The 13,942-nt window shown below is 70.2% G+C and carries 14 protein-coding genes; 5 read left to right on the forward strand and 9 right to left on the reverse strand.

All coding sequences use genetic code 11. The annotated features are described in order from the left end of the window. The first annotated feature begins 35 nt into the window (after positions 1–35). Both QM772_RS11840 and QM772_RS11845 read left to right on the forward strand, forming a co-directional pair. The gene (locus QM772_RS11840) at positions 36–1,247 is read left to right on the forward strand and encodes an IS4 family transposase (protein WP_415134482.1); all 1,212 of its coding nucleotides are present in this window, start codon (positions 36–38) and stop codon (positions 1,245–1,247) included. 206 nt (positions 1,248–1,453) lie between these two features. Then, positions 1,454–1,765 carry a chaperone modulator CbpM gene (locus tag QM772_RS11845; RefSeq protein WP_415136680.1) on the forward strand — a complete coding sequence of 104 codons (312 nt, stop codon included), beginning with the start codon at positions 1,454–1,456 and terminating at the stop codon, positions 1,763–1,765. Between the two features lie 67 nt (positions 1,766–1,832). On the opposite strand, the gene QM772_RS11850 is transcribed toward QM772_RS11845, so the two are convergent. The 8 genes from QM772_RS11850 to QM772_RS11885 all read right to left on the reverse strand — a co-directional run bounded on the left by QM772_RS11850 (position 1,833) and on the right by QM772_RS11885 (position 9,183). Beyond that, on the reverse strand, positions 1,833–2,648 hold the full coding sequence (locus QM772_RS11850; protein WP_415136682.1) for a glycine zipper 2TM domain-containing protein: 816 nt from the start codon (positions 2,646–2,648) through the stop codon (positions 1,833–1,835). A 280-nt stretch (positions 2,649–2,928) separates the two neighbouring features. After that, entirely contained in the window at positions 2,929–3,831 is a 903-nt protein-coding gene (locus QM772_RS11855) for an SMP-30/gluconolactonase/LRE family protein (RefSeq protein WP_415136684.1), read from the reverse strand. Between the two features lie 16 nt (positions 3,832–3,847). After that, on the reverse strand, positions 3,848–4,618 hold the full coding sequence (locus QM772_RS11860; protein WP_415136686.1) for an SDR family NAD(P)-dependent oxidoreductase: 771 nt from the start codon (positions 4,616–4,618) through the stop codon (positions 3,848–3,850). 48 nt (positions 4,619–4,666) lie between these two features. Further along, on the reverse strand, positions 4,667–5,266 hold the full coding sequence (locus QM772_RS11865) for a GNAT family N-acetyltransferase (RefSeq protein WP_415136688.1): 600 nt from the start codon (positions 5,264–5,266) through the stop codon (positions 4,667–4,669). Next, on the reverse strand, positions 5,263–6,405 hold the full coding sequence (locus tag QM772_RS11870) for a PHA/PHB synthase family protein (protein ID WP_415136690.1): 1,143 nt from the start codon (positions 6,403–6,405) through the stop codon (positions 5,263–5,265). Before QM772_RS11870 ends, QM772_RS11865 begins: the two co-directional genes overlap by 4 nt. Positions 6,406–6,408: 3 nt before the next feature. Beyond that, positions 6,409–6,840 (reverse strand): hypothetical protein, encoded by a 432-nt coding sequence (locus QM772_RS11875; protein WP_415136692.1) that lies wholly within the window; start codon positions 6,838–6,840, stop codon positions 6,409–6,411. A 150-nt stretch (positions 6,841–6,990) separates the two neighbouring features. Continuing rightward, positions 6,991–8,187, reverse strand: coding sequence for a CaiB/BaiF CoA transferase family protein (locus QM772_RS11880; protein ID WP_415139571.1), 1,197 nt, complete (start codon positions 8,185–8,187; stop codon positions 6,991–6,993). Between the two features lie 18 nt (positions 8,188–8,205). Continuing rightward, positions 8,206–9,183, reverse strand: a complete 978-nt coding sequence (locus QM772_RS11885; RefSeq protein WP_415136694.1) for a 3-hydroxyacyl-CoA dehydrogenase NAD-binding domain-containing protein — start codon at positions 9,181–9,183, stop codon at positions 8,206–8,208. Between the two features lie 617 nt (positions 9,184–9,800). On the opposite strand from QM772_RS11885, the gene QM772_RS11890 reads away from it, so the two are divergent. The 3 genes from QM772_RS11890 (at position 9,801) to creC (ending at position 13,649) form a co-directional block, all read left to right on the forward strand. Continuing rightward, a complete protein-coding gene (locus tag QM772_RS11890; RefSeq protein WP_415136696.1) occupies positions 9,801–10,958 on the forward strand; it encodes an ABC transporter substrate-binding protein in 1,158 nt (385 codons plus the stop codon). A 290-nt stretch (positions 10,959–11,248) separates the two neighbouring features. Beyond that, positions 11,249–11,995: a two-component system response regulator CreB gene (creB, locus tag QM772_RS11895; RefSeq protein ID WP_415136698.1), complete on the forward strand. Its 747-nt coding sequence runs from the start codon at positions 11,249–11,251 to the stop codon at positions 11,993–11,995. Positions 11,996–12,170: 175 nt separating this feature from the next. Continuing rightward, the gene (gene creC, locus QM772_RS11900) at positions 12,171–13,649 is read left to right on the forward strand and encodes a two-component system sensor histidine kinase CreC (RefSeq protein ID WP_415136700.1); all 1,479 of its coding nucleotides are present in this window, start codon (positions 12,171–12,173) and stop codon (positions 13,647–13,649) included. On the opposite strand, the gene QM772_RS11905 is transcribed toward creC, so the two are convergent. Continuing rightward, positions 13,646–13,891, reverse strand: a complete 246-nt coding sequence (locus QM772_RS11905; protein WP_415136702.1) for a hypothetical protein — start codon at positions 13,889–13,891, stop codon at positions 13,646–13,648. The two genes, creC and QM772_RS11905, sit on opposite strands and share 4 nt — an antisense overlap. Between the last annotated feature and the right edge of the window lie 51 nt (positions 13,892–13,942).

A 13,942-nucleotide genomic window follows, 5' to 3' on the forward strand; every position in this document is an offset into this window, starting at 1 on the left:
GCTTCACAATCCCCCCATCACCAACCCCGTGATGGATGGAGCCGATGGCAAGAGTGCGCAAGACGCTGGCAGAGAAGATAGATGTGGCGCACCTGATGAGCGTAGGCGTCCTGGCCAGCGTATGTCCCAGGGCGTTGATCGACGAAGTGTTGGCGCAAACGGAACGTGCCAGCAAGCGCGAGCGGCTGTTGCCAGCACCGGCGGTGGTGTACTACATCATGGCCATGGCGTTATGGCGAGAAGCGCCCCTGGAGGAAGTGCTGCGCGTGGTGTGCGAAGGCTTGCAATGGCTCAGTAGAGGACAAGCGCCAGCAGTACAGGCCAGTAAGGCGGCAATCTCGCAGGCGCGCAGCCGCCTGGGCGCCGAGGTCATGGAGCAACTGGCCGAACGTGTGCTCAGTCCTCTGGCAGCCCCGGGCATGCCAGGGGCGTGGTACCGCCGGTGGCGCATCATGGCGCTGGACGGCACGGCAATGGACGTGGCCGATGAGAAGACCAATGCAGCGTTCTTCGGCTATCCAGGCTCCTCACGAGGAAGCAGCGCCTTCCCGCAAGCGCGGGTGCTGGGGCTGGTGGAATGTGGCACGCATGCGGTGGTAGCCGCGGCCATGGCCCCTTGCAGCCAGGGCGAGACCACCCTGGCGCAGACCCTGTGTGTCAAGTTCAAGCCGGACATGCTGGTGCTGGCCGACCGGGGCTTCTATGGCTTTGGCTTGTGGGGCAAGGCTTGCGCCAGCGGTGCGAGCCTGGTGTGGCGCGTCAAGGCCAACCTCAAGCTCGACGTACACCGGCAACTGCCCGACGGCTCCTATCTGAGCGAGGTATTCGACAGCGCCGACAGGCAGCGCCCAGCGGGGCAAGGGCAAGTGGTGCGCGTGATCGACTACACCTTGAAGGACTCGGCCAGCCCCGTGCAGGACAGCTACCGGCTGGTGACCAACATCCTCGACCATGAACAGGCCCCAGCGCTGGATCTGGCGGCGCTGTACCACGAGCGCTGGGAGATAGAGGGGGTGTTCGACGAATTCAAGACGCATCTGAGGGGAGCCAGCACGGTGCTGCGCAGCAAGACGCCTGAGTTGGTGCGTCAGGAGCTGTGGGGGCTGCTGCTGGCGCACTTCGCGATCCGGCAGTTGATGGCCCAGGCAGCCTGCACGCAAGGGCTTGATCCGGATCGTTTGAGCTTCACCCACGCCGTGCGCGTGATCAAACGCAAGATGCCGCAAGCTGCGGCCATTCCCCCCTGAGCACCTGGCAGCCTGGCGCGATGCGCTGCTCCAGGAGATCGCACGCGGGCGTTGCGTCAGTAGCCGCGGACGTTTGAACCCGCGTGGCGTCAAGCGCAAGATGAGCAACTTCCGCATTCGGCACCGTGGCGCTGTGCTTCATCAGCTCCATTTGCCTTCGCCTGTGATGCGAATGTGAACAGTATTGGGCCTAGGAGGGAACCGACATGAACACCATCACCATCCCCGCCGAGCTGGTCGAGCTGCTGGACGACGCCGCGCTGACGCTGCACGAGCTGGCGCGCTGCGGCCGCGTCACGCCCGAATGGGTGCACACCCACGTCGAGGCCGGCGTGCTGCAGCCCGTGCAGGGCGGCGGCGCGGCCGAGTGGCGCTTCGCCAGTGCCACGCTGACGCGCGTGCGCCGCGTCGCGCACCTGGAAGCCGCCTTCGACGCCGACCCGCAACTGGCCGCGCTGACCACCGACCTGATGGAGGAAGTGGCCCGGCTGCGCCGCCAGCTCGCGCAACTGGGTTGAGCACAAAAAAGGCTGCCGGCGCTTACTGGGTAAGCGCCGGCAGCTCTCTTTTTAATAGTTGCCTGACCTAGAATCCGATGCCGACGCCCACCCCCGTGTGGCGGCCCACCAAGCCGCCGATCGACAGGGTGACGCCCACCGGCGCCACGTAGCGCGGCGCGGGCTGCACGTAAACCGGCTGCGGGTAGGCCGGCTGGTACCCGGGCGGCGGATAGTCTTGCGGATAGGCCTGCGGCGGGTACGCGTCGGAGTAGGGTTGCGGATAGGCCGGCTGCGGATACGCATAGCCGCCATACGCCGCTGGCGGCGCCGTCACCACCGCCACGCCGGACGACTCGCCCCCCGCCGGATAGGCCGGCATCGGGTACGCGGCCATCGGCGCCGGCTGCACCGGGTAGCTCTGCGCGCCGTCGTGGCCCGGCTGGCCGTAGTAGGCGTCGGGCGCGGGCACCTGCAGCCACTGGCCGGGCGCCTGCGCCATGCGGGTCTGGTACTGGCGGCCGCCGACTTCGTAGGTGACGTCGTAGCCCGTCACGCGCTGGCCGTAGCGCGTGGCGCAGCCGCCGTGATAGGGCTGGCTGGCCTCGGCCGTGTTGCCCAGCAGGGCGCCGCCCAGAGCGCCCAGGATGGCGCCGGCGATGTGGCCGCTGCCCTTGCCGAGCTGGCTGCCGATCAGCCCGCCCGTCACCGCGCCGACCGCCGCGCCGGCCCCGGACGTGCGGCCGCCCTGCGGTCCGCAGTCCTGCACCGGCACCTGCTCGACCACCGGCTGCGCCGACAGCACGCGCGCGGTCACCATGGACTGCGCGCCGGCGGCCGTGGCCGCCGCTCCCAGAACTGCCAGCACGGCCAGGCGAAACGGTGTGACAACAGAGCTCTTCATGATGCGATCCCCTCAGCGAAGACCCGGCCCCCCTTCGGGCCGGCATGTTGGCAAAAACGCCTCGGCGGCGCGCTCGGCCGACCAACTTTACCTGCGGGTCACAAACCGCGCCGCGAATCGGCCTCGGGGCGTGACATTCCGCGCGGGAACGCGATCGACGGGCCGGGGGCGCCGCCATGGAATCGGCAGGCCCACCCAGCACGGTAACTATTATTATGATAGCTGCCAGCGCTTGTCCCGCAAGCGCTGGAGGCGGATTCGATGCCGAATCCGCGCGGGCTCAGGGCCGCCCCGCGTGCGGCACCTGCACGCGCACCGTCCAGATCGCCGCCTCGCGCGCCGCCTTGCGCGCGTCTTCGTGGAAGTCCGGCGCCACGCAGACGAACAGCGTGCGCCTGTCGGGGCCGCCCAGCGTGCAGGCGAAGGTGCCCATCGAACCCGTCGAGATGGTCTCCAGCACCTCGCCGCCCGGCGCCACGCGCACCACGCAGTTGCGTCCGCTGTCGCTGAACCACACGGCGCCCTCGGCGTCCAGCGTGGCGCCGTCGGGCAGGGCCTTGAGCGCGCCCATGGCGGCGGCGATGTCGCCGAGCGGCGGCAGGTCGCCGAAGCGGGCCCAGTCGCGGCGCGGGCCCAGGCTGCCGTCGGCGGCGATGTCGAAGGCCGAGATGCGGTTGCCCATGGTCTCGCCCACGATCAGCGTGCGGCCGTCGGGCGTGATCATCGAGCCGTTGGGGAAGTACAGCCCCTCGGCCGCGCGGTGCACCGAGCCGTCGGGGTCGACGCGCGCCAGCGTGGCCGTGGCGGGCGTGCCGCCGCCCATCAGGTCGAAGCCGAAGTTGCCCACGTAGGCGCGGCCCTGGGCATCGACCACCATGTCGTTCAGGTGCCCGGTGGCGATGCCCGACAGGTCGGCGTGCTCCACCAGCCGGCCGTCGGCCTCGCGGCGCAGCAGCTTGCGGTCGCGCATGGAGACGATCAGCAGCCGCCCGTCGGGCAGCCAGCCCAGGCCCGAAGGCTGCTGCGGCACGTCGGCCACCTTCTCCACCTGGCCGTCGAGCCCGACGCGAATCACCTGGTGCGAATAGAAATCCGACAGCCACAGAGTGCCATCGTGCCAGCGCGGGCACTCGAAGTAGTTGTAGCCGTCGACGAGGACGGAGAACCCGGGCGGCGTGCTCATGCTCTGATACCCCGCGTCAAAGCGACGAGCACAGGTGCCCGCCGTCCACCGGCACGCAGGCGCCCGTCATCCACGAGCCGGCCTCGGTGGCGAACAGCAGGAACAGGCCATTGAGCTCCTCCGGCTTGCCCAGGCGGCGCATGGGAATGCGCTTGATGAGCTCCTTGCCGTGCTCGGTCTGCCACATGTCGTCGGTCATTTCGGTGCCGATGTAGCCGGGCTCGATGGCGTTGACGCGGATGCCGTAACGCGCCCATTCCAGCGCCAGGCTCTTGGTCATGTGCACCACGGCGGCCTTGGACATGGAGTAGGGCGTGATGCCCTTCATGACGCGCTCGCCCTGGATCGACGCGATGTTGATGACGGAGCCGCCGCGCCCGGCGTTCTTCCAGCGCCTGGCGGCCTCGACCGCCACCAGCCACACGCCGCGCACGTTGATGTCCATCAGCTGGTCGAAATCCTTGATGGGCAGGTCGAGCGCCAGGCCGTCGTTGGAGACGCCGGCGTTGTTGACCACCACGTCCAGCGGCTGGCCCGAGGCGTCGATGGCGGCGAAGGCGTCCTGGATCGACTGCTCGGACGCGACGTCGAGCGCCAGCACCTGCACCTCGGGCGCGCCCAGCGCCTTCAGCTCGGTGGCCAGTTTTTCCAGCCGGTCGGTGCGGCGCGCGCCGATCACCACCTTGGCCTTGCAGCGTGCCGCCAGGCGCGCGAAGTTCTCCCCCAGGCCGGAAGAAGCGCCCGTGATCAGCACTTTCTTGCCTGCCAGCATCGCACCCATGTCCATCGTCGTCTCCTGGTTGGTTCTCGGTTTTCGTCGGTCGTTATCGCGGCATCACCCGGCGCCCATGGCCTCGGTGATGCCGTACAGATCCTTGCGCCCGGCCACGGCGTCCACGTGGTGGCTGAGCAGCACCAGGTCGTGGAGCTTGCCGGCGCGGTCGGCCACGTGGCCGGCCAGCAGCGCCTCGGGCTTGAAGCCCATGTCCTCGAACACGGTGATGCCGGAGCGCTGGTCGGTGGTCATCTGCGCCACCAGCTTCTTCAGGCCCAGGTCGAGCGCCTGCCCGAAGCACTCCTGCATCATCACGCGGCCCAGGCCGCGGCCGCGCCAGGCCGGCGACAGCAGCACGCGCAGCTCGCCCACGTGGCGCGACCAGCTCAGCTCGTCGGTGATGATCGCCGAGCAGGCCACCATGCTCTTGCCGTCCCAGGCCACCAGGCTGGTCAGGGCGCCGGTATCGAGCCCGCGCATCCAGGCGTCGAGCACCTTGGGGTGCGAGATGTCGCGCCGCAGGAACAGCAGGTCGTGCTCGGGCAGCGTGGCCACCAGGGCGGCCAGGGCGTCGCGGTCGGCGCTGGTCAGGCGCGCGATGTCGATGGCCTTGCCATCGCATTGCACGTGGCGCGGATAGGTGCGCGAAGATGAAGTCATACGGAACGTCCTTCCAGCCAGGAAACGAGTTTGGGCCACATGCGCTTGCTGGCATTGGGGCCGGCGGCGAGGCTGACGTGCCCGCCGGGCAGCGTCACTTCCTCCTTGTCGGCGGAGCCCACCAGCTGCACCAGCGGCTGCGCCGCCGGCGGCGGCACGATGTGGTCGTACTGAGCGACGAAATGCAGCAGCGGCACCGTGATGTTGCTGAGCTGAACCTTCTTGCCGCCGACCTTCAGCGTGCCCTTGTACAGCATGTTGTCGCGCAGCAGGTTCTGCGTGGTCTCGCGGAAGTAGCGGCCGGGCAGCGGCAGGGTTTCGTTGCCCCAGCGGTCCATGCGGCGGAAGGCATTGACGTATTCGTCGTTCCAGAGGTTGTCCCACAGCCTGATCTGGCCCGCCACGCGGCTGGCCGGGCGCAGGGCGTCGAAGCCGGCGGCCACGAACTCGGCCGGCACGACGCCGACGCGGTCCACGAAGCGGTCGAGGTCGAAGCCCTCCTCGCTCGACATCTTGCGGAACAGCTCCATGTGCGAGTAGTCGATCGGCGTGGTGAAGCACACCAGGTTCTTGACCGGCCCTTCGGGGTGCGTGGCCTGGTAGATGGTGGAGAGCATGCCGCCGGCGCAGTAGCCGATCAGGGTGACGTCGGTCTCGCCGCTGTCTTCCTGCACGCGCCGGATGCAGTCGGGGATGAAGTCCTGCGTGTAGGTCTCCAGCCCGATGTCGCGCTCGGCATCGGTGGGTGGGTTCCAGTCGATCAGGTAGAGGTCGTAGCCGCTGTCCAGCAGAAACTCCACCAGGCTCTGGCCGGGCGTGAGGTCGAGGATGAAGGCCTTGTTGGTGGGCGCCATCACGAGCAGGATGGGCACCCGGTACACCTCGTCGACGCGGGCGTGGTAGTGCACGAGCTCCAGCGTGCCGCGCCGGTGCAGCACCGTTTTGGCCGTGCCGCCGACGGCCGCCGGCGGCGCGCCCAGCAGCTCGATGCCCTTGAGGCCGCGCTGCACCGCGCGCTCTACCTCCAGGCGCAGGCGCGCCGCGAGCTCGAGGTCGGTTTCCTTGGCTGCTGGCTTTCCGCCGCCCGCCTGCGGGGGCTTGCTCTTGGCTGGCGTGCCGGTGGCTGCTTGGGTGGCCATGGCTTACCCCTTCCGCCCGCGCGCGGCCGTTTTCTTCGCCGTCTTCTTCGGCGCCTTCACGGCCTCGGGTTCGGGCGCTGCCTCGGGCGCCGGGGCGGCGGCGGGCCGCCGCGTACGCGCCGGGCGCGGGGCGGCGGCGGGGGCGGCGGCGCTGACGCCCAGCACCTGGTCGAGCTTGCTCTCGATGCGCTGCAGCGACTCGGCCAGTTCCGCCACCTCCTTGCGGCTGGGCAGGTTGGCGCGCCGCAGGTAGGCTTCCATCACCTTCTCGAACATTTGCTGCGTGCCGAGCGTCATGCCGGCGAGCTGGTTCATGGTGCGCACCACCTCGTTCGACTTGAGGCTGCCCGTGGCCAGGGTGTTGACTTCGCCTTCCATCTTGGTGAGCGCGTCGCGCCACATCTGGAAGGGATCGGGAATCAGGGAGGAGGCCATGTCGTTCAAGCCTCCGTCCCGGTTGAGTCGCGCTTTGGATTCCTGCCTGCCATCGTTGTCTCCTTCATCTTGTGATTGCCTGTCGGCTTTCTACGCGCAATTGGTCATTGTCGCCAGCGGAATAACGCGCTTGTGTCACGCGCAGGACGTTCAGGCCACGACCCTCGCCGCGCGCAGCCGGGCGATCGCCGCGTCGTCGTAGCCGGCCTCGCGCAGCAGCTCCTCGTTGTGCTGGCCCAGGGCCGCCGGCTTGCGCGGCGGGCGCTTGGGCGCGCCTTCCACGTACATCGGGCTGGCGATGGTGGGCTGCCCGTCGTCCTCGAACGGCACCACCACGCCGGCCTCGCGCATCTGCGCGTCGTGCGGGATGTCGGCCAGCTCGGCGATGCATTCGAACACGATGCCCGCCTCGTCCAGGCGCCGGCGCCATTCGTCGCGGTCGCGGCTGGCGAAGGCGGCGTCGAAGATGGCGATGAGCTCGCGCGAGTGCGCGTAGCGGCCGGCCTGGGTGGCGAAGCGCGGGTCATCGACCAGCTCGGGCTGGCCCAGGCACCGGGCCATCAGCGGCCAGTCGCGCTCTTCGTTGGAGCTGACCAGCACGAACCAGCGGTCGTCGCCGCAGCGGTAGTAGCCGACCAGCGCGTTCGGCAGCTGGTCGCGCGGCGGGCGCGGCACGTACCTGCCGCCGCACAGGGCGGCCTGCGCCATCACGCCGTTCGACCACATGCCGTTGGCCAGCAGCGAGGAGCCCACCTGCGTGCCCTGGCCGGTGCGCTCGCGTTGCAGCAGCCCCAGCAGGATGGCCGCGAACAGCGAAGTGCCGGAAGGGTGGTCGCCCATGCCGGTGACCCCGCGCGCCGGCGGGGTCTTGGCATCGGTGCGCACCGTGGCCATCAGGCCCGAGCGCGCCCAGTAGGCCGTCAGGTCGAAGCCGGGCTTGTTCACCTCGGCGCCGGTCTCGCCGTAGCCGGTGAAGGAGGCGTAGATCAGCCGCGGGTTCAGCGCGCGGATGCGCGCGGCGTCCAGCCCCAGCTTCCTGCGCACCGCCAGCGGGTAGTTGGTGATGAACACGTCGGCCCCGGCCGCCAGCCGGTGCAGCACTTCCTGGCCCTCGGGCTGGCGCAGGTCCAGCGCCAGGCTGCGCTTGCCGCGGTTGTCGAGCAGCCAGTTGTAGGGCTGGTCGGACACCGGCATGCCGGGCGCCTTGTAGGTCGCGCGGTAGGGGTCGCCGACGCCCGGCGGCTCCACCTTGATCACGTCGGCGCCGAAGTCGCCCAGCATCGTGGCCGCGACCGGCGCGGCGATGAAGCTGCCGCAGTCGATGACCTTGAGGCCCTTGAACAGCATGTCCACGGCGTATTCCCCTCAGCCCTGCCCGTTGGCCTTCTTCACCGCCGCCTTGGCGTGCAGCAGCGCCACCTGGGTCTGGTCGCGCAGGTTCTCCATCTGCTCCATGGGCGTGTCGGCGTAGGCCTTGTCGCCCTGGTCGATGATGAGCTGGGCGATCTCGTCGCTGTACTCGATGGGCGAGTGGTCGGCCCACGATTTGACGAAGCCCGGCCCGAACTGCTTGAAATAGCCGCGGAAGCCGGTCGGCCCGCCGCCCATGTAGAACGAGCTGAACGGCCCGTTCACCGCCCAGCGCAGCCCGACGGAATTGGTGACGCAGTCGTCCAGCTCCTCGATGGTGACCACGCCCTCCTTCACCAGGAAGCAGGCCTCGCGGAAGATGGCGCGCTGCAGCCGGTTGACGACGAAGCCGCCGATCTCCTTGCGCAGCACCGGCGCCACCTTGCCCAGCGCCTTGTAGAAGGCCGCCGCGTCCGCGGTGGCCTGCGGGTCGGTCTTCTCGCCCGGCACCACCTCCACCAGCGGGATCAGGTGCGGCGGGTTGAAGGGGTGGCCCACCAGCAGGCGGCTCGGGTCCTGCATCTTCTTGGCCTGCAGCGTGGCCGGGCGCGCCGAGCTGGACGACAGCAGCAACGCGTGCTTGGGCGCGGCCTTTTCGATGCGCGCCCACAGGTCCTGCTTCCACTCGGTGCGCTCGGGGCCGTTCTCCTGCACCAGGTCGGCGCCGGCCACGGCCTTCTCCAGGTCGGGCTCGAAGCGCAGGTTCTTTTCCAGCCCCTCGTGCGGCAGGCCGAGATCCTTCAGCGCCGGGGCGGCCTTGCGCAGCATGCCCAGCACGGTGCCTTCGATGTCGGGCGCCGGGTCGTTGATGACCACGTTCAGGCCGTGGGCCAGGAAGAGCGCGGCCCAGGAGGCACCGATGACGCCGGCGCCGATGACGCAGGTGTTGCGGTAGCGGGCCAGGATGGGAGTATTGCCGGGATGGGCGGGCATGGTCTTGTCTCCGGTTGTCAAAGTTGTTTGTCGTGCGCGGCACTATGCCAGAACTCATGGCGCCGCGCGAACGCGGACGGCCATGGTGGCTCAACAGGCGCAGGCTGGAAAAGGTGGCGCCGGACCGCGAACCGGTGAATTCGGGACAGGCCGCGCACACCGCTTCCCGGGATCGCCTTGCCTTGCCGCGAGACCCTGCCCCCGCACCGCGCACGATGCCCCCGTCCACGGGCTGCCGCGCGTCATCGCCATCGTCGATGTGCTGGCCGAACCGGCGCCGCGCCCGAGCTGCTCGGCGTTTGCTACTAACAAAGGAGCTGGCTGCGCTTGCTGCATGCGCCCTGGCGACCTGTTTCATGCCTCATCCATTGATCGCCCGCCAGCGGGGCGCTTCGAGGGCCGCCCTCGCCGTTGTCTTGTTTAATACAAAAATAGTCACAGTTTTGGCGAGAAGCGGGCCGCGTGCGTGGCGCGCATGACTGGCCGCCGAGGAAAATTGCAACAAGATTTCACGTGGCCACGCATCCCTACAGCCCCTTGCGCACACCGCAACCCACCGCACCAGAGCAAGCCACGGCGCCCGCGACCCGTTCACCCACAAGCCCCGCCCCATCACCATGACACGCCTTCCTGCTCCCCTCCTTGCGCGCCTGCGGCGCGCCCTGCTGGCCGGTGCCGCCGCATTGCTGCCGCTGGCCGCGCTGACCGCGCCCTCGGCCGCGTCGGCCCAGCCCATCGTGCTGGGCACCAGCGCGCCGTTCACCGGCGCGTTCGCCGAATACGGCGAGGAATACCGCAAGGGCGCCGACGCCTGCCTGGCGCCCGTCAACGCCGCCGGCGGCGTGCGCGGGCGGCCGGTGCGCATCAGCTACCTGGACGACGGCTACGACGCCAAGCGCACCGTCGCCAACGTGCGCACGCTGGCGGGCCAGGGCGTGGCGGCCTTCGTGAACGTGGTGGGCACCGGCCCCATGCTGGCCGTGCAGCCGGTGCTGGAGGAGATCAAGGTGCCGCTGATCGGCACCTCCAGCGGCGCCGACGCGCTGCGCACGGCCGAGGGCAGCAGCCCCTGGGTGGTCCACACCAAGGCCAGCAACGGCGACGAGTTCAAGGGCTTCGCGCGCATCCTGCCCACCATCGGCATGACGCGCGTGGCCCTGGTGGTGCAGGACAACGCCTTCGGCAAGGCGGGCCTGGCCAGCGCCCAGAAAGCCTTCGACCAGGCGGGCAAGCCGGCGCCCGTCATCGCGCTGGGCAGCGACGCGGCCGGCATGGCCGCCACCATCGCCGAGATCCGCAAGCTCCAGCCGAACGTGGTGGTGCTGATCGCCGCCGGCACGGCGGCGCCCGAGTTCATCGCGCGTTACCGCGCAAGCGGCCCCGGCGCCCACATCGCGGTGCTGAACGTGGTGGGCGGCCGCGTGCTGACCGACCGCCTGAAGGACCAGGTGGCCGGCATCCTGACCGCCATGCTCTACCCCAGCCCCTGGGGCGGCGCGCGCCAGGCCTCGCGCGAGTACCAGGCGGCCATGGCCCAGGCCAAGCAGGAGCTGTCGCTGCTCAGCATGGAAGGCTGCCTGAACCTGCGCTTTGCCGTGGCTGCGCTGCGCGCCGCGGGCGACGACCTCACCCCCGCCGGCGTGCGCCGCGCGCTCGACCGCGGCGTGTCGCTCGAACTGGGCGACTTCGCGCTGCGCCTGGCGCCCGGTTCGCGCGTCGCGTCCACCCACATGACGCTGGGCATCTACCGGGCCAACGGGCGGATTCTGGAATAAGACGGCAGCACCAGGCGGGTCGGGCGCTCCAGCAGCGCCGCCCACCGCCGACGGACTGTCCGCCGCGCCCTCGATCAACTCCCCCTGCCGGTGCTCCGGCATCGCGCGATCGTTGGCTTCGGGGCGGGCGCGCACGCCGGGATACATGCGCTGGGGAGTGGGCGGGCCATCCGCTGGGGCGAGAAGCGCCAGCACCGCGTGGTGCCGGCCAGGCGCCTGTCCCGTGAACCGCTTCCACGCCGGCGGAAGCGCATTGCAAAGGCTTTTCGCCGCCCTCCTAAAATCCCGCGATGCCCAACCCGCTCCCCGTGGTGCTGGTGGTGGAGGACGAGCCCGGCATCGCCGAGACCATCCACTACGCGCTGGCTTCCGACGGCTTCGCGCCCGAGGTCTGCGCCAGCGCGCGCGAGGCGATGGAGCGCTTCGCCGCCGCGCCGCCGGCGCTGGCCATTCTGGACGTGGGCCTGCCGGACCTGAGCGGCTTCGAGCTGCTGCGCCGCCTGCAGGATCTGCCCGGCGGCAAGGCGGTGCCCATGCTGTTCCTCACCGCCCGCGCGGACGAGATCGACCGCGTGGTGGGGCTGGAGCTGGGCGCCGACGACTACATCGCCAAGCCCTTCTCGCCGCGCGAGCTGGTGGCGCGCGTGCGCACCATCCTGCGCCGCAGCCAGCGCGGCGGTTCAGAGCCAAATCAGGCTCCAGCGCCCGTCCATCAAGCGCTGGCAGCTATAAAAACAGAAGTAGAAGATTCCGGCAGCCCGTTCATCCTGGACGAGGAGCGCCGCCTGATCCGCTACCACGGCCAGGCGCTGGCGCTGTCGCGCTACGAGTACGGCCTGCTGGCCGCGCTGCTCCAGCGGCCCGGCCGCGTGTTCACGCGCGGCGAGCTGCTGGAGCGCGTGTGGGACGACCCGGGCGAGAGCTTCGACCGCACCGTGGACGCGCACGTCAAGACGCTGCGCGCCAAGCTGCGCGCGGTGCGCGAGGATGAGGATCCCATCCGCACCCTGCGCGGCGTCGGCTACGCGCTGAAATGATCCACCCCCGTTGCTCCACTCGCTGCGCGATGTTCCGGCATCCCCCCTCCAGGGGGCGCACCCACTGGCCGGGGGAACCCCGGCCACGGGTGCACTGGCATGGCCTGCTCCGCGGCCTTTCGGATCGGGTTGTTTCGGGCGTGGTGGATGGCGGGCACCGCTGCAGGCAACTGGCGTGAGCCGCCGCACCCGCATCTTCCTGGCGCTGGTCGCGGTCTACGCCATCGGCATGGCGGCGCTGCTCTACCAGTTGCTGGCCGAGCTGGACCCGCGCTACCGCGAGTCGGCCGAAGAGGGGCTGGTCGAGACGGCGCAGCTGCTGGCCACCGTGATCGAGCAGGACGTGGAGCAGGGCGCGCTGCCCACCGACCGCATCGCCGGCATCTTCCGCGACCTGCTCGCGCGCCGCTTCTCGGCCCAGGTCTACGGCCTGCACAAGACCCGCGTGGAGCTGCGCGCCTACGTCACCAACCGCCACGGCACCGTGGTGTACGACTCCACCGGGCGCGACCTGGGCAAGGACTACGCCGGCTGGCGCGACGTGCGCAACACCCTGCGCGGCGAATACGGCGCCCGCACCACGCGCGACGTGCCGCAGGACCCGGACAGCAGCGTGATGGTCGTCGGCGCGCCGATCCGCTGGGAGGGCGAGATCGTCGGCGCCGTCGGCGTCGGCAAGCCGGTGCGGAGCCTGGGGCAGTTCGTCGCCGCGGCGCGCGGCAACGTCATCTCGGTGGGCGTGGTGTCGGGCCTGTCGGTGCTGCTGCTGGCCATCGTGCTGTCGTTTTTGCTGATGCGGCCGCTCGGCATCACCAGCGATCTGCTGGCCGCGCTGCGCACCGCCTGGTGGCACGACGAGGCGGGCCGGCGCCGCTTCAGCCCGCGCCGCGCCTGGCGCGCCGTGCGGGCGCAGACGCGCGCCGCCGCGCAGGAGGTGCGCGACGCCATCGCCGGCCGCAACTACGTGCACGACTACGTGCAGCAGCTCACGCACGAGCTGAAGAGCCCCATCTCCGCCATCCGCGGCGCCGCCGAGCTGCTGCAAGAGCCGGGCATGCCGCCTGGGCAGCAGCGGCGCTTCACCGCCAGCATCGAACGCGAGACACACCGCCTGCAGGAGGTGGTGGACCGCATGATGGAGCTCAGCGCGCTGGAGAGCCGCCGCCTGCTGAAGGACCAGCAGCGCGTGGAACTGGCGCCGCTGCTGCACGAGCTGGCCGCCGCCGCGCGCGCGCAGGCGCCGGCGCTGCGCATCGACGTGCACGCCGTGGCCGGCGTGGCCGGCGTGGCGGTGGAGGGCGACCCCTTCCTGCTGCGCCGCGCCGTCGGCAACCTGCTGGACAACGCGGTCCAGTTCTCCACCTCCGGCGGCGGGCAGGCGCCCGACATCGTGCTGACGCTGCGGCGCGAAGGCCGCATGGCCCGCATCGAGGTGCGCGACCACGGCCCCGGCCTGCCCCCGTTCGCCGAGGGCAAGGTGTTCGACAAGTTCTTCTCGCTCGCGCGCCCCGGCTCGGGCAAGCGCAGCACCGGGCTGGGGCTGGCCTTCGTGCGCGAGATCGCCGCACTGCACCAGGGCCATGTGACGCTCGGCAATGCCGAGCAGCCCCCGGGCGCGCTGGCCGTGCTGCGGCTGCCGCTGCTGAAGGCTTAAGCAGCCTGCCAGCCGCCGCCGGCCTGCTTGAACACGATCTTCTCCGGCACGGCGCCCAGGCTGCCCTTGTAGACCTCGGCGCCGTTGGCCACCAGGTCGAAGCTCTCTTCGTCCACCAGGAAGAAAGCCTGGCCGTTGGGCGCCGTCTCCAGTTCGCCGCACCCTGTCGCCTTCACCTTCACGCCGGCCACCGGCTGGCCCGAACCGTCGACGAACTCCACACGTACCTTCTTCGCGCCCATGGCTGCTCCTTGATTAGATGGGATGAGGGCCGCGCGATCGCGCGAGCCCGG

This window comes from Ottowia sp., from assembly GCF_047601385.1.
Taxonomy (GTDB): Bacteria; Pseudomonadota; Gammaproteobacteria; order Burkholderiales; family Burkholderiaceae_C; genus Ottowia.